The sequence below is a fragment of the Massilia sp. CFBP 13721 genome (assembly GCF_014842025.1).
Taxonomy (GTDB): Bacteria; Pseudomonadota; Gammaproteobacteria; order Burkholderiales; family Burkholderiaceae_D; genus Telluria.
This window is the reverse complement of record NZ_JACYUY010000007.1, coordinates 15,926-36,211: the sequence shown is the minus strand read 5'-3', so window position 1 is coordinate 36,211 and position 20,286 is coordinate 15,926. Positions and strand designations below refer to the sequence as shown.

The 20,286-nt window shown below is 58.5% G+C and carries 18 protein-coding genes and 1 pseudogene; all 19 read right to left on the bottom strand.

Annotation, left to right across the window (positions count from 1 at the left end; translation table 11 throughout):
• Nucleotide 1 precedes the first annotated feature (1 nt).
• Nucleotides 2–1,168 (bottom strand): glycosyltransferase, encoded by a 1,167-nt coding sequence (locus IFT60_RS08625; RefSeq protein ID WP_192051549.1) that lies wholly within the window; start codon nucleotides 1,166–1,168, stop codon nucleotides 2–4.
• 102 nt (nucleotides 1,169–1,270) lie between these two features.
• A complete protein-coding gene (locus tag IFT60_RS08620; protein WP_192051548.1) occupies nucleotides 1,271–2,707 on the bottom strand; it encodes a phosphomannomutase in 1,437 nt (478 codons plus the stop codon).
• A 29-nt stretch (nucleotides 2,708–2,736) separates the two neighbouring features.
• The gene (rfbC, locus tag IFT60_RS08615) at nucleotides 2,737–3,288 is read right to left on the bottom strand and encodes a dTDP-4-dehydrorhamnose 3,5-epimerase (RefSeq protein ID WP_192051547.1); all 552 of its coding nucleotides are present in this window, start codon (nucleotides 3,286–3,288) and stop codon (nucleotides 2,737–2,739) included.
• A 71-nt stretch (nucleotides 3,289–3,359) separates the two neighbouring features.
• A complete protein-coding gene (locus IFT60_RS08610; RefSeq protein WP_192051546.1) occupies nucleotides 3,360–4,505 on the bottom strand; it encodes a glycosyltransferase family 4 protein in 1,146 nt (381 codons plus the stop codon).
• 39 nt (nucleotides 4,506–4,544) lie between these two features.
• On the bottom strand, nucleotides 4,545–5,990 hold the full coding sequence (locus IFT60_RS08605; protein ID WP_192051545.1) for a hypothetical protein: 1,446 nt from the start codon (nucleotides 5,988–5,990) through the stop codon (nucleotides 4,545–4,547).
• 17 nt (nucleotides 5,991–6,007) lie between these two features.
• Nucleotides 6,008–6,820 carry a hypothetical protein gene (locus IFT60_RS08600; RefSeq protein ID WP_192051544.1) on the bottom strand — a complete coding sequence of 271 codons (813 nt, stop codon included), beginning with the start codon at nucleotides 6,818–6,820 and terminating at the stop codon, nucleotides 6,008–6,010.
• 25 nt (nucleotides 6,821–6,845) lie between these two features.
• The gene (locus IFT60_RS08595) at nucleotides 6,846–7,859 is read right to left on the bottom strand and encodes a glycosyltransferase (RefSeq protein ID WP_192051543.1); all 1,014 of its coding nucleotides are present in this window, start codon (nucleotides 7,857–7,859) and stop codon (nucleotides 6,846–6,848) included.
• A gap of 47 nt (nucleotides 7,860–7,906) precedes the next feature.
• On the bottom strand, nucleotides 7,907–9,040 hold the full coding sequence (gene wecB / locus IFT60_RS08590) for a non-hydrolyzing UDP-N-acetylglucosamine 2-epimerase (protein ID WP_192051542.1): 1,134 nt from the start codon (nucleotides 9,038–9,040) through the stop codon (nucleotides 7,907–7,909).
• 4 nt (nucleotides 9,041–9,044) lie between these two features.
• The gene (locus IFT60_RS08585; protein ID WP_192051541.1) at nucleotides 9,045–10,043 is read right to left on the bottom strand and encodes a glycosyltransferase family 2 protein; all 999 of its coding nucleotides are present in this window, start codon (nucleotides 10,041–10,043) and stop codon (nucleotides 9,045–9,047) included.
• Entirely contained in the window at nucleotides 10,040–11,290 is a 1,251-nt protein-coding gene (locus IFT60_RS08580; protein WP_192051540.1) for a hypothetical protein, read from the bottom strand. Before IFT60_RS08580 ends, IFT60_RS08585 begins: the two co-directional genes overlap by 4 nt.
• 312 nt (nucleotides 11,291–11,602) lie before the next feature.
• Nucleotides 11,603–12,661, bottom strand: a complete 1,059-nt coding sequence (locus IFT60_RS08575; protein WP_197986259.1) for an NAD-dependent epimerase/dehydratase family protein — start codon at nucleotides 12,659–12,661, stop codon at nucleotides 11,603–11,605.
• Entirely contained in the window at nucleotides 12,658–13,584 is a 927-nt protein-coding gene (locus IFT60_RS08570) for a transketolase family protein (protein ID WP_192051539.1), read from the bottom strand. The genes IFT60_RS08575 and IFT60_RS08570 overlap by 4 nt, the downstream gene beginning before the upstream one ends.
• Nucleotides 13,581–14,435, bottom strand: coding sequence for a transketolase (locus IFT60_RS08565; RefSeq protein ID WP_192051538.1), 855 nt, complete (start codon nucleotides 14,433–14,435; stop codon nucleotides 13,581–13,583). Before IFT60_RS08565 ends, IFT60_RS08570 begins: the two co-directional genes overlap by 4 nt.
• A complete protein-coding gene (gene rfbH / locus IFT60_RS08560; RefSeq protein ID WP_192051537.1) occupies nucleotides 14,435–15,790 on the bottom strand; it encodes a lipopolysaccharide biosynthesis protein RfbH in 1,356 nt (451 codons plus the stop codon). The genes IFT60_RS08565 and rfbH overlap by 1 nt, the downstream gene beginning before the upstream one ends.
• On the bottom strand, nucleotides 15,787–16,857 hold the full coding sequence (gene rfbG, locus IFT60_RS08555; protein WP_192051716.1) for a CDP-glucose 4,6-dehydratase: 1,071 nt from the start codon (nucleotides 16,855–16,857) through the stop codon (nucleotides 15,787–15,789). The genes rfbH and rfbG overlap by 4 nt, the downstream gene beginning before the upstream one ends.
• 1 nt (nucleotide 16,858) lies before the next feature.
• On the bottom strand, nucleotides 16,859–17,632 hold the full coding sequence (rfbF, locus tag IFT60_RS08550) for a glucose-1-phosphate cytidylyltransferase (RefSeq protein ID WP_192051536.1): 774 nt from the start codon (nucleotides 17,630–17,632) through the stop codon (nucleotides 16,859–16,861).
• A gap of 21 nt (nucleotides 17,633–17,653) precedes the next feature.
• A complete protein-coding gene (locus IFT60_RS08545) occupies nucleotides 17,654–18,649 on the bottom strand; it encodes an FAD-binding oxidoreductase (RefSeq protein ID WP_192051535.1) in 996 nt (331 codons plus the stop codon).
• 65 nt (nucleotides 18,650–18,714) lie between these two features.
• Nucleotides 18,715–18,816 (bottom strand): annotated as a pseudogene (locus IFT60_RS27040) (sugar phosphate nucleotidyltransferase); the annotation flags it as partial.
• 222 nt (nucleotides 18,817–19,038) lie between these two features.
• Complete coding sequence (locus tag IFT60_RS08535) at nucleotides 19,039–20,241, bottom strand: GumC family protein (RefSeq protein WP_229510751.1); 1,203 nt, start codon at nucleotides 20,239–20,241, stop codon at nucleotides 19,039–19,041.
• Nucleotides 20,242–20,286: the final 45 nt, after the last annotated feature.

Below are 20,286 nucleotides of genomic sequence, written 5' to 3'. Positions count from 1 at the left end.
CTTACGTGTTGCCGGCCACGGCAGGGTGCTTGTCTCTTTCGATGATCTGATTGTATGCCGACAACATTCTTTTCACCGATACGTCTTCGGTGAATTCCGACAAGAACCTTGCGCGAGCCCCTTCCGCGTAACGCGCGTGCTCCTCGGTCGACGATAGAATCCGGATGCACGCGTCTGCAAGCGCCCTAGGGTCACTGACAGGAACATTCAGCCCCGTCAGACCGTGCTGGTTTACCCACGGTACACCAGAACCCGGGATGTCCGTTGCCACGATCGGCAAGCCGTGCGCCATCGCTTCCAGCAGGACGACGCCGAAAGCCTCGGCTCGGTACGTCGAAGGCATGCAGTACAGAGACGCCCGAACGAACAGTGAATGAAGAGCACTGTCGCTCAAGCGGCCGGCGAGATAAACGGTGTCGGATAAACCTGCTGCGTCAATGGCCGCTTGCAGCGTGTCCCGTAGAGGCCCGCCGCCCACGATAACAACCGCCGTTCCGGGCTGTAGATACTTTGCAGCCTCGATCAGCACATCAAAACCTTTATAGGGAACCAGGCGCCCGACAGCCAGAATCAGCTTTCTCCCAATAATTCCCTGCTCCAGTGCGACCGGAAGTCCGGGGTCGACATCAATACCTGCAGCGAGCGTAGCATCCGGAATGCCGATCGGGACGACCGTTATCTTGTCGCTGAAAGCACGCAAGGTGGCCGATTCGTCGGCATACACCTGGGAAGTCGCGACAATCGAATCAGCCCGTTTCAGCAGCGCTGTCTCCAGAGGGCGCAGCAGTTTGCCCAGTATTCCTTTATTGATGACATCGCTATGCCAGTGAACCAGCAGGCGCGGCCGCTTTCCCATCAATAGGGAACCCAGGGCGCCAAGCATGTTCGGCGCGTGAAGATGGACCACATCAGCGTCGCGCGCCTCGCGCAGGCAACGGGTCAGGTAGCTCAAGCCCAGGGGCTGCGACGCTACCATCTTGGCGATAGGCGCCCGCACCACTCTTACCCCGTCGATCTGCTCATCTCTATTTGCCGCTGTTTTTTCAAAACAGACGACGGTGACGGCGTGTCCCTTCCGGGCCGCTCCCCGTGCCAGACTCCCGGTGACACTTTCAATCCCCCCGGCATCCGGGAAGTAATATTTCCCGAAATGAACAATATTTTTCATTGCTATGGATTCCTGTTTGCCGCAGCCGGCTGCGATCGAAAAATGATGAAAACCGCGCCGCATTGCCTGCAGGTCTTTATATCGCCAAAGTCCCGCATGGGATCAGGCGCTTATCCGTTGCAGGCAACCAAGACATAAAGCCCGTGCATGTGCCTCGGAGCCGGCCTCTGCATAGCAGCGTAACTCGGGCGCGTTGCCCGAGGCGCGCAGGTGCACGATGTCGCCGCCGGCGAAGGTCAAACGCAAGCCGTCGATCGTGCTGGTCTCGACGACAGCTCCCGACGCAGGCGCAAGCAGGCGCGCCGCGTAGTCCAGGTCGGCCGCCAGGCTGGCAAGCAAGGCATGGCTGTCCTCGCTCGCAAAATTCTGCAGCCGGTCGCTCGCGGTGAAGCGCTTCGGAAGATGAGCGGCCAGCTCGGAAACCTTGCGGCCCGTGTTCCGGGCGAGCGTCAGTATCGTCAGGATAGGCAGGACCGCATCGCGCGTAGGCAGCGGATCAAGACGTACACCGTCGGCAACGACCGCACTGCCGAGCAAAAAGCCGCCGTTCGCTTCATACCCGACGATGACCGCGTCCTGGAGGCGAACGGACGAATGGGCCGCTTCCATTGCTGCGATCACGTATGGGGAACCAATCCGGGTGCGGACCACCTGCGTGAAGGCGCCACAGGCCTCGACTGCCGTGTTGCTGCTCACCGGCGTTGCCACCACACTCGCGCCGAGGAACTCGCTGCAGAGCACGCCGACGACATCGCCACGAAGCCAGCTACCCTGCTCGTCGCCGATCAGCGGCCGATCCGCATCGCCATCGGTGGAGACCAGGACATCGAAATCGTATTGCGCCGCCCACTCGCGCGCGCGCGCGACGTCTTCTGGCCGCACTGCTTCGGTGTCGATCGGAACGAAGGTGTCGGTGCGGCCGAGCGACAGTACTTCGGCGCCCAGCGCTTCAAGTATGACGCGCAGGACGTCGCGCCCGACGCTCGAATGCTCGTACAGTGCTACTCGCATGCCGGCAAGCGAGCCGGCCTTGAAAAACTGCGTATATCGGCGGACATAGGAGGCCATTGCGCCGGCCTCGGCCGGCGCCAGTACTTGCGGCACCAGGTTGTCAGGCACGTCGACGTCTGCCGCCAGCATGGCTTGCTCGTCGTCCTTGCTGATTTCGCCGGACGATTTGTAGAACTTGATGCCGTTGCGATCGAATGGAATGTGGCTGCCGGTGATGACGAGCGAAGAGGCGTTGCGCGTGGCAGCGTAGTAGGCGACCGCCGGGGTCGGCATCGGGCCGACGAATACGACCTCGCGGCCCGCATCGCGCACGGCCTGCGCGCAGGCTCCCGCGATGGCAGGGCTACTGGGACGCAAATCGTGGCCGATGATCACCGGGCCCGGTCCGTCGGCCACTGCCTTGAGGAACGCCTGGGCATAGGCGTAGCAGATGGCGTCACTCATCTGTGCTACCAGCCCGCGCGCGCCACTCGTTCCGAATTGCACTCCTGATTGCACCACCAACTGGCGCATTGAAATTTCAGCCATTACAAAATCCTGTTCATTCGTCACATCGTTTACGCATATACCTCAGCCTCGGCAAGTATCTTTGCTGCTGCATCCTTGCCGGCCAACTGGGGCTGTCCCGCCAACGGCCATTCGATACCGACCGCAGGATCATTCCACAGCAAGCTGCGATCATGTTCCGGATACCAATAATCGGTGGTTTTGTAGAGGAATTCGGCCGATTCCGACGTTGTGACGAAGGCATGGGCAAACCCGGGTGGAATCCAGAGCTGGCGCTTGTTGTCTGCAGAGAGCTCGACCCCCACCCATTTACCGAAATTCGGTGAGCTGCGCCGCAAGTCGACCGCGACGTCGAACACACTGCCCTGTGTGGCACGAACGAGCTTTCCCTGCGCATGCTCGATCTGGTAGTGCAAACCGCGCAGCACACCTTTCACTGAGCGGCTATGGTTGTCCTGGACGAAATGGACATCGAGCCCGGTCGCCTGCTGGAACTCACGTTGGTTGTAGCTTTCGAAAAAAAACCCGCGGTTGTCGCCAAACACTTTGGGTTCGAGGATCAGAACTTCCGGGAAGCTGGTTGGAATAACTGAAAATGGCACAGGCAAGACCTTAAGAAATAAGACTGAGCAAATATTTGCCGTAACCGTTATTGCCGGAGCTGACGGCAGTATTATGATTTGAATTTAAGTTGGCATTCGCCATTGATGTTCGCCGGCGTTGCTAACCCCAGCCGCGATAGTTCGCTTAACAGTTGATTTGCGGAAGTATACCAGCTAAATTTTTTTACATGTTCTCGACCGAGGACACTCAGTCTGTCAAGCCAATCATCATCGCGAAGTGCGCGGCCCATCGCTGAACGCATGGATTCGACAGACAAAGGATCAAAATAGGCGGCAGCCTGACCACAAATCTCCGGGATAGAGGCGGCGCGCGCGGCGATCACCGGGCAACCGCAAAGCATGGCCTCGATAGGGGGCAGGCCAAAGCCTTCATAAATTGAGGGAAATACGTAAGCGCGGGCGTAGCTGTAAAGTGATTTGAGTTCGGCATCTGTCAGCCGGCCAGCGCGGATAATGCGTGAATCATCCTCAACTGTTCTGCCGCTGGAGGCGAAGACTGCCGCATTGCTTCCACCAACAACGACTAATCGCGCATCGGGATCGGGCAAACCGGAAAAAGCCTCGACTAATCGCGAGAAATTTTTGGTCGGATTCGCACTTCCGACCGCAAGAAAATAACGTTTCGGCTCGACGCCAAGCCTGCTCAGCACACCTGAATCAGGGGACTGTGTTCGCATGTGATCTGCCGCACCGTACAAAACCCCGACTTTTTCCGAACTCACACCGAGATGATGGCAAATGCGTTCCTTGGAAAACTCGGATACGGTAAGCAGTCGACGGCTCAACTTGGCCTGGACTGAAAAGAGCAGTCGGTACCAGCGAACGAACGCTGGGCTATATGCGTCGGGCATATCGAAGACAGCTGTGTCGTGAAAGGTACAGATCTGCCCGAGCTTGAGCAAGGGGGCGCTGCCTGCCAAGTTGAGCAACATCGCACCGCGAGTCGCCCAAGGCAGGCGGATCTGCTCCCAGTAATGCAGATGACTCCCTGAAATTTCGCGGATTTCGATATGACGATAGGACGGTAGTGGTTGCGTGTGCGAGGATGAAATCAGCAGCACGAGACGGCAATTGGCTACCCAGGAGCCGTCTGCCAGTAACGCGTCCACCGTGTCCAGTATCTGCATCGCATAGCGTTGCACGCCGGTGATAGGTTGGGAAAAAATCTTTCCGTTAATGAAAAGCAAATCAGGCATCTTGTGGAGGGGAAGTCACGCTTAGGGAATTGGAATTTTTCATGGATGTGCGAGGCGTGTTGACACAGAGCTGCCGACGACCAATCGGGTCAAGCGCAGCCAAATCCAGTAGATTGCCATGAGATACAGAATCGTAGCGAATATGTTGCTGTGTATACCTTCGTTAATGAAAGCCATTGGAAAAGTAAAGATCATCAGCGCGAAGGCCTGTCGCTGTAGTGAACCACGCAACAGTGCCTTTTCATAAATTCGCGACAAGCTCGCTACTACCGCGCCAATCAGGAATGGCCCCACCCATAAAAAATTCATGTAGCCTTCAACCATGACGGAGGGGTAAATGTTGACACCATCAGCGAATGCGCCTGGCATGACCATCTCGGTTACGTACGCGGCAGTTAGCAACGGTTTGTCTGGCCAAAAATTGCGCGGCACGGCGTGCAATAAAGCGTAGAGGTAGGACATTCCTGCCTCGATTTTGAGCTTGCCGACTTGCGCGAGTTCAAAAGCTTCGGCCATCTGGGGCAGCATGTCCATGCGCGCCATAAACAGTTTGAAGACGAGCTCGCGTTGGTCGATGAATGTCTCCAGCGCGCCGAGGTAGACTTCTGCACTGGCGAGTTCGATATTTCGCACATAGCCGAAGAAGGTCACGACGAGCACCAGCACTGGCGTGAGCAGCAGCAGGTAGCGGAGGCGCACCTCCCGCACGTACAGATGGCACAGCAGCAGGTTGATAAGGATGGTGGTGACGATGGAATAGCGCGCCGCGCCAACGACGCCTTCTGCAAGGATCCATAACGTCATTGTCAGCGCCGTCTTGCGATAGACGCCATGTTTGTAGGCCAGCAACAGCAGCAGGAAATAGCATGCCTGCGCAAGGCTGGGGATCTTGAAGAGATACGAGGCGCCCTGGTTCTGCGTTGCCTGCGAGACCTCTAGCGCCGTGCCCCCTCCGCCGACGGCCAGCAGCAGCACGTAATTGAGCAGCTTGAAGCCGATGAAGGACAGCAGCAGCCACCAATAGAGGCGCCGCGTCCCGGGCGCGTTCGGCGCAGCCGGCACACGAAGAATGAAGGGCGACGGGTAGACTATCTGGCCAACTAGATAGCCCGCCAGAAACAGCAACGACGCTGCCAAGGCCATTTGCATCGGGACGGGATCAATCTCGTCCGTGACCGCGAGCGCCTTGAGCACAATGTAGAAAAAGAATTCGACCGCTACCCAGAAAGCGCACGAGAATAGGAAACGGTAGGCCGAAGTGACGCTGGCTGCGATCAGCGACATGAGCGCCATGATCGCCCACAGAAAGGCGTGAGTCAGGCTGTCATCGACGCTATTGACAGCATAGTCCAGCAAGGAATAGCCACAACCTGTAAACAGCGCGGCCGCCAGCCACAACATCCACGTGCGGAAGTGGCCAGAACGCGACATGCCTACATCAGGAGGCACGGCGCAAGGCAAAGGATGAGAAGTGTTCGCGGTCATAGGTATCAGGTCCGTTGTCATAGACCTAGTCTGCGCTGCACGCGGTGCAAACGTTCATGAAAGGCAAGGTAAGCGCTCCAGCGCGGACCAGCGTTGCTCGGCAGGAGGCAGCCAGCCTCGCCAATGGCGCCGGAGAGCCGATGTTCGAAGAAAATGCAGCGCGCCTTGCTTCGTAGTTGCGCGGGCGTGTAAGAACCCTCTCGCAATCGATACCATAGATAGGGAGAACGGCGATACGCCAGGTTGGCTTTGAGGAACTGGCGGAAGGCCCCAGGCAGCCTCTCCCCCCAACCGGGGGTATCGATGTCATGCTCATGCGTCACCCCGTCTTCAGCGGCGAAGGCGCGTAGCCGCAGCATGAGCCCCAGCGCCTTCGGGTTCAAAAGGAAGCAAAAGGTGGTCACGTAGCGGTCCAGTCCACTCCAGGGACTGCGCAGGCAAATAGTGGTATAGGGGTCGGCCCTGCCCGCCATCGCGGGTAGTTCGATCTCGTGCAACACACCAAGCTGGCGCCATACTGCCCGGAAGTTCGCTGTGGCCGCGTGATCGGTGAACATCGTGTCGTTCAAGAACAGTACCGGCCGGTCGCTTAGGCCACGCGCCGCCACTGCTTCGGCGCCAGTGAGGTAGGCTGAAAAATCGAAATCGACATTATCAGTCGGTAGCGCAGTCCAGCCGCCACCCAATTCACGCTCCTGCTCCAGTTGGGCCGATACAACAAAGCCGCGTACCGCCACCGTCTGGCTAGCTAGCAATTTCTGTATGCGTCGCATCATTTCTTCTGGCGAGAAGCGGTAGCTGCAAGCAACGATGGCAATCGAGTCAGTCATGGAAAAGTATCTGGCGGGTAGCGCGTTAATGTTTGCTAGGCGCATGCAGCAATTTCTGCAGACGATCCTGATTGGCCTGTGCGGAGGCGATCATCGCCTGCACTGTTACTTGGTTATGGCGCCGCATTGCCTCGGCGGCCTCGGTGTCGGGCAATTCACCGTTCAGAAACTGTGTCAACGTAATGCCGCGCAGCGACTCGGCATCGAAGTCACCGATGCGCGGTGTGATCACAATTGGCAATACGCCCCAGTAGAGGTACTCCACCAGCTTGGTAGGGCAAGCCACGAGATTGACCAGAATCTCATCGCGCAGCACAAAGCCATATTGGTGGGACAGGTAAAAATCCTTGACCTGTACCGGCGCCACCGACTGGCAGATAAACTGTTTCAGACCGCTCTCGCGCAGTCGCGCCTGAAAACTGGTGACGTCGCCGGTCAGGAAAGTATATTGGAACTGTGGCTGGCGGTTGGCGGCGTCGACCATTTTGTCGACATTTTGCCAGGCCTGCATGCCTCCTGCATAGATGACCGTTTCCGGGGAGCGCTTGGCCAGTAGGGCCTGAGCTGCCGTGGTGCTGTCACCAAGGTGCGGGAGGATCGGCAAGACGATCTCTGCACGATCGGCACGTCGGCCGCGCTTACGATAGAAGTGCTCCAACATTGAATGCGTGACGCAGATCAGTGCGTCACAACGCTTCAGGATGAAGCGCTCAGCGGAGGTGAGTATGCGCGCTGCGCGGCTCCGACCCTCTGCTACCAATTCCTCTGGAACAATACCGTGCGCATCGAAGATCATGTACGCTTTGGTCGGGAATGCCATGATACGCAAGGCGTTATACGCAGAATGCACATATACCACGCGCGCCGTGCGCAACAGTCGCAGAATGAGGAGAAAATGGACGAAGACGTTCAGGTAGTAAATCGTCGCTGCGCCCTGGATTCGCACTTGTTTGCGTAAGAAGCGGCGGAATGAGAGGTCCAGATAGCAGCGCGGCGTCGAAGCCATCAGCGCGTCGATGTGGGCGACGCGCTGGATCATACCGTCCTTCTGGTTCTGCTCAGATGGGAAAGAACCGATGACACAGATCATCGGGCCACCTTCAGAAAGGCCTCGATGCGCGCAGCGATACGCTCCGCGGCTCGCCCGTCGCCGTAAGGATTGCTGCGGTTGGCCATCGCTTCATAAGACTCTGGTTCGTCCAGCAATTGGCCGATACCGTTGACTATGTTCGCAGCATTCGCTCCCACCAGGCGCGCCGTGCCGGCATCTACCGCCTCCGGGCGTTCGGTCGTATCACGCATCACCAGCACCGGCTTGCCCAGCGACGGCGCCTCCTCCTGAATGCCACCGCTGTCGGTCAGGATAATGTGGCTGTGCATCATCAAAAAGACGAAGGCCAGATAGTCTTGCGGGGGGATTAGATGGATGTTAGCTTTGTCGCCCAGCGCCGATTCGACGGGGCCCTTGACGTTCGGGTTGAGATGAACGGCATAAACGATCTGGACATCGTCACGGCGCGACAGTGTCAGTAGTGCATCGCAGATCTCCTGCATGCCTCCACCGAAATTCTCTCGACGATGGCCAGTGACCAGCACCAACTTGCGGTCGTCGCGCAAGAACGAGAAGCGCTCGCGCAGCGGCGCGCGCAAGGTTTCGTCGTGAAGCAAGCGTTCGGAGACTTGCAGCAGCGAGTCGATGACGGTATTGCCGGTGACCTCGACAGTATCGGCTTGAACTTTTTCGGCAAGCAGGTTCTGGGCAGAGGCCTGCGTCGGCGCAAAGTGCAGGTGTGCTACCAAGCCTGTGATGCGGCGATTCAATTCCTCGGGCCAAGGGGACCACAGGTTGCCGGTTCGCAGACCAGCTTCAACGTGGCCAACCGGAATGCGTTTGTAGAAACAGGCCAGCGACGCCATGGAGGTAGTCGTCGTGTCACCATGGACCAGCACAAGATCGGGAGTCCATTCCTCTAGCACTTTCGACAATGACTCCAGGATACGTGCGGAAATACCCTCGAGCGTCTGCGAAGTCGACATCAGGTTAAGGTCGAAGTCGGGAACGATTTCAAACAGCGAGAGCACCTGATCCAGCATCGCTCTGTGCTGGGCAGTGACGCAGACCTTGGTGTCAAAGAGTTGATGGTTGCGTAATGTACGCACAACAGGTGCCATTTTGATAGCCTCGGGCCGAGTGCCGAAGACGATGAGTATTTTCTTCACGTCGTTAATCTCTGGAAGCGATAGTTAATGTATTGCGGCGCAGCTTGATGAGCAGCTTCACGAGCCACAGCAGCCTTAGCCTATTCAGGGTTGTCAATGCGCTGAAAATGGACGGGGGGTGGCCGAGCCGGACGAGCACATCCCGGTTATCCATGATGTATTGAAGTCCACCGTTGGCTGCCGTGTAGACCAGTGCTTTAATTGGATAGGAACGCCGGAAAGGCGCGCCCAGTGCATGCCAGTAGCGCTTGTCACCAGCATAGATATCGCTGACGAGTAGTGCCAAAGTGCGGGCATCCAGCGAGACAAACTTTCCTGGTATGGTATTGATCTCATTCGGGTTGCCGCCACGGGCGACCACCATGCACTGATCCAACGATGCCAGCGATGCGCCTGCTGCCAATGCATGGTGCATGGTAAGGGCCTGGACATAGAAAGTTCCCATCCATCCCCGCTGAAGCTCACTACGATTCGTCCACACCGATCGGCGAAAGATAAACGACGACATGAATGTGAACAGTAAACTCATGTTCGCCATGCGTTCGAAGTAGCTCGCCAAATCTCCAGGGGAAACGGAGGTGCGTGAGGCATGGGGGTGAGCCTTGGATATACGATTCAGGTCGATGTCACCCTGCACATAGCCGAAATGGAGAATATCTGGCTGATCCGACCGCAATGTCTGCACGATTGTCTGGAGTGCGCCAGCCTCGACAATGTCATCACTCCCCAGCAGCCAGCAGTACTCGCCGTTCGCTGCGTGGACGACTGCATCGAAATTGCGGTCCGGACCAACGTTTTCGGCCTGGACGACCCAGCGCAGCGGAAGCCGATTCGCAAATTCCTTGAGTACACTGAGGGTATCATCCGTTGACGCATTGTCGCTTACCACGACCTCGATAAGGCCGTCCAATCCGGTCGTTTCAATGGACGAGAGGCACTCCCCAAGATAGCCGGCACGATTATAGGTAGGGATACAAACAGAGAGAAGTGGGCGATCTGTCATTGCGACCTCTGGCGAAATTTTCTATATATGAGGTAGCACCAGGGCGGTGCAACTACGATTGATACGGTTGCATAGGCCGCTATGGTTGCCGTGAGACTGAAACGGGCCATCAGAAAGACGCCAGCCCCGATCAGAATGGCGCAGACAACGGACTGGGCAAGCAACGGTTCTTCCTTGTGAGCGCGAATGTATGCGGCCATCGCGAAGACTCCCGAGTTGGCGACGGTTGTCAGTGCCAGGAGTAGAAGTGCAGGGAACGAGGGAAGCCGGTCGAGGATCTTTGGCTGGACGTAAGCCGCGATCTCGAGAACGACCAGGAACCCGACAGTGCAAATCGCCGTCGCAAATACGGAGCGCCAGGCCTGGTGGTCGAACAGTTTGTTCAACGCTTCTCGCTGCCCACGAGCAATGTGTCCCGCCAGATCGGGCACTTTCGCTGAAATCCAGCTCATCCCGATCGTGGAGATGGCTGTGAAAATCGTCATCGCGAGTCCTAGCTTGCCGGCGGCCTCTGCACCCTGATTGGCGAAGACCACGGGCGTCAGAAAGTTAAAAATGAAATAGCCGCTCGCCCAGCTAATGGCGATTTTCCATTGCAGCGGGAAGATGTCCTTTCGCCAGGTGTAACCCTGGTCGTGATACGCCTGCGCATCGGCAGCGTCGGGCGCGGAAAGTTGCTGCAGCATAGGCTGACGTCGCAGCCAGATCGCCGTCATGATCGCAGCGGAAAGTGGCACGGCAACGACCGCCCACAAACCCAGCCCAGATGCGAGAAGTACCCACAGCAGCACGTAACCGATCATCGACTGGTATAGACGGAGTTTAGCGACTTGCCCAAGCGCTCCCATTCCCTCACAAATGGCGAGCCGAGCGCTAAAGGCCAGATTCAAGGCTGCGGCGAGAATCAGCACAAGCCAGACCGTCAGCCAATCCGCCGTCGGCAGTGCGCCCTTGTGGGAAAAGAAAAACGATCCCCCCGTCATTAATGACAGGAAGAAAATAGTGGCCATGATCCCGTTCCATTTGCGGGACAGCGCCAGCAGCGACCGTATTGCATTCCTCCATTGGCCTGCGCCTTCCAGCCGGCCATCATGGGAGAGGGTGAGGTGCGCGGCAGCGTGGCTCGTCAATTGCGTCAGCACATGATTGAGACCGAGCTCGAAGAAAATCTGGGTAGCGAGGACGGAAGCGAATGTGTAGTAGTAGCCCTGCTGGACGGGCGTGAGGAGGAGTGGGAGCATCAGCATTGTGATGCCTCCGGCAAGAATTCCCCAGCCGCGGAAAACGAGCGTTACCAGTACAGGCCAATCTAGCCCGCTCAATTTTGGTAGGCGGGAGATCGACCCTGTACCGGATCGGGTGCGAGGACCGAGCAACATGCGTTATCTAATCGTAGCGTTAATTTGCGGTGAAGCAAGTGGGCATCAAGCCCTCGAAGACCCGTGAGCTGGTATAGAGCCGCAACGGCGATGGTAGGTAACTACGTCGCGCAGGAACCTCGTGCAAGTGGACGGGACAGTGCTGCGACGGCAGGACAATCTGAAGCCTGGCGAATCCGCTCACGACCGTCCTCCGGCACGATGCCATCTCGCTGTGCGTATGATGGCTTCATCCAGTGTCATCGGCACCGACAAGCCTAACTCGGCGCGCGCCCGGCCACTGTCCGGCACATAGCGCTCGACCGGCCGCGACGGGTCCGGCGTCCCCACGATGCGTACCTGGTCGGGCACGCCCAGCACCTCGCAGACACGGTGTGCGAGGCCGGCGATCGACGTTGCCTCTTCCGCCCCGACATTGTAGGCGGCGCCCGGTTTTCCTATCAGCAGGACGGCCCACAACCAGGCAGCCATGTCGGCGGCATGCAGGTAGCTGCGCACTGGCGTGCCGTCGCCCTGGATGACGATCTCGCGCCCATCGAGTGCGGCACCGATGAAGTTGCCGATGGCAAAATGCTTATCCAACGGTAAGTAGGGGCCGACGAAAGCGAAGCAGCGCGCGGAGCGTACCCGCAGGTTCGTTCGGGCGCCGGCCGCGGCAACGAGCCATTCCGACGCCCGCTTGCCTTCGCCGTACGCCGAGCCCGGTAACAGCGGATCGGGTGCGCCGGGATAGCTTTCAGGAACCCGCGGCAGATCGGCGGGCTGGCGGCCATACACGGCACCCGAGCTGATCAGCAGAAAATCCTGCGCCTGTGCCTGCAGCGCGAAGTCAAGCACGTGCCGCGTGCCTGCGATGCAGGTGTCGAAGATCTCTTCCGGTGCGGCTTTGGCGACGACGTCGGTGGCGGCGTGGATGACGGTGTCATACTCGCCTGCCGGAAAGACGAAGTCACGCACGTCGCCACGCAGCCAATCGACGCCATCGATTTGCGCCAGCATTGGCGCCGCCGCGCGAAAAGCCTCAGGATCGCGGCTCAACACAGTGGCGCGCACGCCCAGGGCGAGGCGTCGGTTTGCCTCGGCGAGCGTTACAAGCAACCACTTTCCGACGAAACCAGTGCCACCGGTAATGAAGATCCGGCGACCCGCCAGACCACGCCAGAGCTCGTCCGACAGCTGTCGGAAGGCGTGCTCCAGATCGTCGGCGGGCGGCAGGCGCAAGAGTTCGGACGTGCTCACTTCGCCGGTTCCGTGGCGCTGGCGAACGCCGTGATACGCGCGCGGACACTCTCGTTGTCGAGGCCGTGCTCGCGCAACAGGTAAGCGTGGGTCCCGCAGTGTTCCGAGAAGCGGTCCGGCACGCCGATACGCAGCACGCGCACGGGATACTGCTCGCTCGTGATTTCGACGACAGCGGCACCGAGTCCGCCCAGCACCGAGTGCTCCTCGAGCGTGACCAGGCTGCTGCAGGCGCGCGCGGCGGCGCACACGTCGTCGGCCGAAAGTGGCTTGAGCGACAGCGCGCTCCACACCGCAAGGTCGAGCTCCTGCGCGATGTCGGCGGCGCTGCGCACCATCGACCCGGTAGCGATCAGGCCCGGGCGGTCTGAACGGCCATCGCGGATTTTCAGGAGGCGTCCGGACCGCAGCGGGCCGATCGGGCCGGCGTGCACGTCGCCGCGGTCCGACTTGCCCATGCGCAGATACACCGGACGATTGGCCGCGTAGGCGTACTCCATCGTGGCGGTCATCTCGAAACGGTCGGCCGGCGACAGCACTTCCAGGCCGGGAATCGCACGGGTGCAGGCAATGTCCTCGGTCGACTGATGACTGGTGCCAAGGTGGCTATACACGAAACCGGCACCGTCACCCAGCAGGACGACCGGCAGGCAGTCGTGGGCGATGTCGAGCTTGATCTGCTCGACCGTCCGGATCGGCACGAAGGCGGCCAGGCCGTAGACGAAGGGCCGGAATCCGACCCGCGCCAGGCCGGCGGCCATGCCGACCATGTTCTGCTCGGCGATGCCGGCATTGATGTACTGCTCCGGGCAGCGCTTGCGGAACTCGTCGAACAGCGCATAGCCGTGGTCGCCGGTCAGCAGCAGGACCTTCGGGTCAGCCAGCGCCAGCTGCACCAGCGTGTTGGAAAATGCCTCTCTCACTTCGGTGCTCCAGTAACGTCGAGCGCGTTGACCGCCTCGTCAAAAGTCCGCTGGTCCAGGCGCGTGTAGTGCCAGCGATTGTCGGATTCCATGAAGGGCACGCCCTTTCCTTTCACGGTGCGCGCGATCAGCGCTTTGGGCTTGCCGGCGCCGGTCGCCCACAACTGACGGATCGCCGCGTCGACGGCCGCCTCGTCATGGCCATCGACCTCCAGCGTCTCGAAGCCGAACGACGCGAACTTGGCCGACAAGTCGCCCAGTGCCAGGACGTCGTCGGTCGTGCCCATTGCCTGGAAGCCGTTCTTGTCGACGATAAGCATCAGGTTGTCCATCCGGTGATGGGCTGCGACGAGCGCGCCTTCCCAGATCGGTCCTTCGTTGAGCTCGCCGTCGCCGACGATCGCATAGACTTTCTGGTCGGTGCCCTTGCGCTGCAGGCCGGCGGCGATGCCGACACCGACCGAAAAGCCGTGTCCGAGCGATCCGGACGTGACTTCGAGTCCCGGCACGCGCGAGTCGGACAAGCCTTTGAGCTCGCTGCCGTCCTTGAAGTAATTCTGGACGTGCGAGTCGTCAAGCCAGCCCAGTTCGCGCATGCAGGCGTACTGGGCCATGACGCCGTGGCCCTTGCTGAGGATGAGAAAATCGCGGCCCTCGGCGCGCGGCTGGTTGTCCGGATATCGCAGGTGGTTCCGGTAGAGCACCGTCAACAGCTCGATGATCGAGAACGCACAGGCGATGTGCACCGTCGAGCCGGCATAAGCCATCTCGAGCACCGTGCGGCGCATGCGGGCCGGCGCAAAGCGCGCTTCGCCGCCGGTCCGCACGGGAGAGGACGCGAGGTCGGTCATTAGAAGTTCACTCCAAAGAACTCTTCGAGCTTTTCTGCGATGTAGTCCAGCTGCGCCTCGTCGAGCGCCGGGAAGGTGCCCAGCCAGAAGGTCTGGTTCATCACGACGTCGGTGTTGGTCAGCTCGCCGCTAATACGGAAGTTGCGGCCAGCCATGTAGGGCTGCTTCGTGAGGTTGCCGGCGAACAGCAGGCGCGTGCCGATCTTGTTCTCTTCCAGGAAATTGATCAGGTCGGCGCGCTTGACGCCGGCGTCGTTCTTGACGATCAGCGGGAAGCCGAACCACGACGGTTCGCTGTTCGGCGTTGCCTCTGGCAGATGCAGGAACTGGGCGACGCTGGCCAGGCGGTTCTTCAGGTACGCGAAGTTCGCGCGGCGCTTGGCGATGAACTCGTCGACGCGGTCCATCTGCGCCAGCGCGCAAGCGGCCTGCATGTCGGAAATCTTCAGGTTGTAGCCGAGGTGGCTGTAGGTGTACTTGTGGTCGTAGCCGTCCGGCAGGTCACCGCCCAGTTGCTCCTTGTTCCAGCAGAAGCGCTTGTTGCAGGTGTTGTCCTTGCCGGGCGGGCAGTAGCAGTCGCGGCCCCAGTCACGGAACGATTCGGCGATCAGCTTCAGCTCGGGATTGTTGGTGAACACCGCGCCGCCCTCGCCCATCGTGATGTGGTGCGCCGGGTAGAAGCTGAGCGTGCCGATATCGCCGAAGGTGCCGACCAGTTGGCCGTTGTAGGTCGCGCCCAGCGCGTCGCAGCAGTCCTCGACCAGCCACAGGTTGTACTTCTTGCACAGTGCCGTAACGACGTCCAGATTGAACGGATTACCCAGGCTGTGGGCCAGCATGATGGCCTTGGTCTTGGGCGTGATGGCCGCTTCGATCTTGCTCGCGTCGATGTTGTGCGTGGCGAGATCCACGTCCACGAACACCGGCACGGCGCCGAACTGGAGAATCGGGTTGACCGTGGTCGGGAAGCCGGCCGCGACGCCGATCACTTCATCGCCCTGCTTGATCGCGCGCTCGCCAAGCTTGGGGCTGGTCAGCGCGGAAAACGCCACCAGGTTGGCCGAGGATCCCGAGTTGACGGTGATGAGGTATTTCACGCCGAGGAACTCGGCCAGGCGCGCTTCGAACATGGTGTTGAAACGGCCGGTGGTCAGCCAGCCATCCAGGGAGGCATCGACCATGAATTGCAGCTCTTTGGCGCCGATGACCTTGCCCGACACGGGGACGATGCTCTGCCCCGGGACGAATGGCTTGGGTGCGTACGCGATGTCGGCATATTGCTGCACGAGTTCGCTGATCTGGCTGCGCAGCTTGTCCAGCTGCGGTTGGAAGGTAACGGTGGTAGCAGTAGTCATTGTTCGGTTTGGTATTGTGAAATTTGTTCAAGGCAAAAAGTGCGCATGTCTGCGCCGCCCAGCCAGGCCCGGTGCCAGTCGGTGATATGCGACAGCGCCGTGTGCAATGGCCAGCGCGGCGCCCAGTTCAAGCGCTGCCGTGCTTTGGAAATATCCAGCTTGAGGTAGCTGGCTTCGTGCGGATGGTCACCCGGTTGCAAAGCCCAGGCGGCGCCCTGCCCCCACGCTTCACAGAGTCTTTCGACGATCCATTGTACGGGTTGGGCGTCCTCGTCGCGGGGCCCGAAGTTCCAGCCTTCCGCGTCGGCCTGGCCGTGTTCGTACAAGCGCTGGGCCAGCACCAGATAGCCGGACAGGGGTTCCAGCACGTGCTGCCAGGGGCGGATCGCGTGCGGGTTGCGGATCTGGACAGCCTGCCCTTCTTCCAGCGCGCGCAGGATGTCGGGTACCAGCCTGTCCAGCGCCCAGTCGCCGCCGCCGATCACGTTGCCGGCGCGCGCGGTGGCCATGGCGATGCCTTCGGACTGCAGGAAGGACCTGCGGTAGGCGCTGCTCACGAGTTCCGCACAGCCTTTGCTATTGGAATACGGGTCATAGCCACCCATGGGTTCGTCTTCACGGTAGCCCCAGACCCATTCCTTGTTTTCGTAGCATTTGTCGGTCGTGATGTTGACGATCGCACGCACGCTGCCGGCCTGGCGCGCGGCTTCCAACACGTGGACCGTGCCCATCACGTTGATGGCATAGGTCTCGATCGGCTGCTGATAAGACAAGCGCACCAGCGGCTGGGCGGCCATGTGGATGACGATTTCTGGCTGGAATTGCGCGATCAGGGTCCGCACGCGCTCGTAGTCGCGGATGTCGGCCACTTGGTGGTCCATGCCCTCTGCCACGCGCGCGACGTCGAACAGCGCCGGCGTTGTTGGCGGCGCCAGCGCGACGCCGCGTAGCTCCGCGCCCATGGCCTGCAACCAGAGGCTGAGCCAGCTGCCCTTGAAACCGGTATGGCCGGTCAGCAGGACGCGCTTATTTCGCCAGAATGCCGGGTTGGTTTGTTGTACCTTCATTTCAGTCCCACTTTTTCCAGGGGGCTTTGCCGCTAATCCATAAATCTTCAAGCAGATGTTTGTCCCGCAAAGTATCCATCGGCTGCCAGAAGCCATGGTGCTCGTAAGCCATCAGCTCGCCCTCTTCAGCCAAGTTGATCAGTGGCTCTTGTTCCCAAATCGTCGAGTCGCCTTTGATAGACTTAAGCACCTTGGGCGCGAGCACAAAGAAACCACCATTAATCATGGCGCCGTCACCTTTCGGCTTTTCTTTGAAGTTCATGACTTGACTATTCCGGATGTCAAGTGCTCCAAATCGCCCTGGAGGATAAGTTGCGGTCAAAGTTGCCGATTTCCCATGCTTGCGATGGAAGTCGATGGTGGCGCCAATATCCATGTCGCCCACTCCATCCCCGTAAGTGAAGCAAAAGGCGTCCTCATTTTTTACATAATCGGCCACACGACCGAGTCGGCCACCTGTCATAGAGTCGTCACCCGTGTCGACCAACGTTACCTTCCAAGGCTCAGCGCGCTTTTCGTGAACGTGCATGCTATTTCCCTGCATGTCAAAAGTAACATCTGACGTATGCAGAAAATAGTTGGCGAAGTATTCCTTGATGACGTAGCCTTTATAGCCGCAGCAAATGATGAAATCATGGATGCCGTGGTGCGAATACATCTTCATGATATGCCAGAGAATCGGCTTGCCACCAATCTCTACCATCGGTTTGGGCCGCGTGGCCGTCTCCTCACTCAATCGCGTACCGAGTCCTCCGGCAAGAATGACTGCTTTCATATATCAATAGTCCTGGTTAGATTAATTTTCTGCCGAACAAACAAATGCGTCGGAGAAGAAACGTTGACGAGGCAGCCCTGCTTGAACCAGAACCTCTCTGGCACTATGAATCATGGCATCCGATCCACAGGCATATACCGCAGCGCTACTCAAATCGGGGCGGATGGCGCCTAAAGCTTCTTGAACATAACCTTTGGCCCCAGTCCAGCCATCTCCCGCACGTGAGAGCACGGGGATGAAATGATGACCTCCTGGCATCCCTCCTACATCAAGGTAGAGATCATCAGGAGTGCGCCCCCCCCACAACACAGTCACCGATTTCGGTCTGTTTTGAATTGGAATATCGGGGATCGATTCTAGAATGGCTTTTACCGGCGCAATCCCGGTGCCGGTTGCCAGAAATATCAAATGAATATCCGCCGCATCGCGCAAAAAGAACGTTCCTAATGGCCCCTTCAAGCGCAGTAAATCATTGGTCTTGGCTTGATTAAACCAGTACTCGCTCATTGCTCCGCCCTTTACGGCGCGAATATGAAGCTCGAGCATCTTATCAGCAGAATTGGCATTGGCAAGGGAGTAGCTGCGTTGAATGCCGCCAGGTCCGATGATGTTGATGTATTGTCCAGGTGCATAAATGAAATCGGCTGTCGGTGGCAGACGAAGATGTACTCGGATGACATCAGATGTCAGGCGCTCAATGGAATTGATCCTGCATGGCAAGGTCTTAGCGACAGGCAATACCGTACCACCGAGGTCGTCTATTTCGAGAACGATATCAGTAACGACAGTGCGGACACAGCTTAAGATCCAACCGTCTGCTTTCTCCTTATCCGTAAGACCACTCTCCGGATTCAAGGCGTAGGTTTCCCCACTAATCACTTTGCACTTGCAGGTGCTACAGCGACCCGTTTTGCAACTGTAAGGCAGCGATACTTGGGCTTTGGCGCCAGCATCAAGAATAGATATCCCTGTTTCAGCGTTGAAACGTGCACCGGAACTAAGTGTGATCTCTTGCATCGCTAAACTCACTGGCGTCCGTAGGTGTTTTCGAAACGCACAACGTCGTCTTCGCCAAGCTTGGCCCCAGAAAGACAGAGGAACTGCTTTGGAAAGCCGGAGCGAGAGAGAGGCGACAGGCGAGCACCGAATCCGCCGCACAGGATTACATAAGTGATTTCGATCATGAATTTTTGGATACTATTTTGTATATGTGCCGATTCCGACTGATTTGCTAATTGCCAAACCGCGTCTTACGGGTCGCCGAAGATGGTCGATCGAAGCGTCGATCAGGCGGACGCCGCTCAGGAATTGGCCATATTGCAGCAAGCAAAGCTTCGGTGCGCTTCGCTAAGCGGCCTTCGCCCTGCGCACCGGAACTTTGCTCGGCCCAAGCGGGACGGCAAAGCTTATCTGGACAGCAGATGATTCTTCAACTCACGCCACTTTTCAGAGCCGCCAGGTTTGCGCAGAGCTCGCTCGCGCGTTTCGAGCAGAAATGCGATGATAGTGGCAATCAAGAGCCCGAACAACGTTGAGAAAATAACGATAAGGGCACGCTTGGGTGTCGTGCGACGCTCGGGCTTAATCGCTGGATCGAGCACTTGAATGATCGTCGAATCTTTCGCCTCATCAAGCCGGGCACCTTCATATTGTTTAGCGAGCAGCTCGTACAGCATCTGGTAGTACTTAACATCGCGCAGCACCTTGATATTCTCAAGCCCGCCCTGCTTACCCTCCGCAGCACCTGCATTGTTGGGGTTGCCATTTTCCAACCGGGACAACTCGGCGCGCAAGCTGCTTAGCTCCTCCTGAACCCTTTGATAATCGGGATTGTGGGAAGTGACGAAGGCTTTCATGGAACCGAGTTCAATCTCCTTCGCAGAAACTTGGGCGCGTACCCGGCCAACCGTTTCGACAATCGCCCGGCTTTCACTGTCCACGCTGATGACGCCGCCATTACTCAACGACCTACGCAGCGTCGTTTCGGCAGTCGCCAAATTGTTCTTGGCCAGTTCCAGTTGCTTTTCAAAAAACATGCGTCGGCGCGACGCTTCGGTCACCGCCAGCACCTTTGTCAGCGTCGAAAGTTCATCGACATAGCTATTCGCGAGGAGAGCAGCGCGCTCGGCATCTCTATCCTTGACATCAATTGTTATCAGCCCGTCCTTCCCAGAGGTGACGATGGTGTTCGTCTCCAGCCTCCTGCGCGCTGCTTCGCCAGTCTCCTCTCCATAAACTCGCTTCAAGTCGAAGCGCCGGACCATGTTATCCGCCACTGTGCGACTCTTCAACATGCCGACATATGTGTCATTTGGACTTTTCAGACCTGCACTGCCGGCGAAGGCGCCCGCCATCCCGCCCAATTGCGACAGTAAAGCAGCAGACGACGACTGCGACTGCGACGGTGGCAACAGTTTGGTACTAGCTTGGTACACAGGAGGCAACAGCATGCTGACGACGACCGAAAGAGCAATGGCTGCCCCGACGATACCAAGCACAAGCTTTTTACGCTTAGCGATAACGATCAGAAACGAAAGGAGGCTAAGGCCATCGTGGCTTTGCTCCGTGGAGTTGTCTGGCAAGTTCATTGAGGACTGGACGTTATTCATGTAAACCGACCTAAAGCAAGGCTAAGATAGTGAGTTTCAATTCGT